Source organism: Aphanothece microscopica RSMan92 (genome assembly GCF_046613545.2).
GTDB lineage: Bacteria > Cyanobacteriota > Cyanobacteriia > PCC-6307 > Cyanobiaceae > NIES-981.
On sequence record NZ_JBKKKY020000631.1, the window covers coordinates 1 to 406 of the forward strand.

Consider the following 406-nt stretch of genomic DNA (forward strand, 5'->3'; position numbering starts at 1 on the left):
CTCCATCCCCACCTCCTGCGGCATCGGATCAGCAGGCCGCGACGTAGCGGCGCCCCTGCGCATCGCGATAGTAGCACTGACCCGGCGTCGTGGCCGGGCCGATCAGGGTCGAGGCCGCGACACCCACCGCCGCGCCGATCAGCGCGCCCTGGGTGCGGTCTTCCTCGCTGGAGACGGCGGCGCCGACCGCGGCCCCGCCCAGCGCCCCCAGCGCGGCATTCTGGTCAGAGGTGGCACAGCCCGTCAGGGCCAGCCCGAGAAACGGAATGAACAGCACGGATTTCGGCATGTCGGTCATCCTTTCGCCAGTGGACCGGCTGTATAACACGGGCCGACGGGTTTCTGTTCCCTGCCCCCAGGGGGGCGGCCGGAACCCGCCCAAACCGGCCCGCGGGATCGGCGGATT

Annotated in this window: 1 protein-coding gene; it reads right to left on the bottom strand. The window is 71.2% G+C overall.

Going from position 1 to position 406, the window contains the following annotated elements:
• Nucleotides 1-28: 28 nt before the first annotated feature.
• The gene (locus ACLD7X_RS19380) at nt 29-298 is read right to left on the bottom strand and encodes a glycine zipper 2TM domain-containing protein (protein WP_411425309.1); all 270 of its coding nucleotides are present in this window, start codon (nt 296-298) and stop codon (nt 29-31) included.
• Nucleotides 299-406 lie beyond the last annotated feature (108 nt).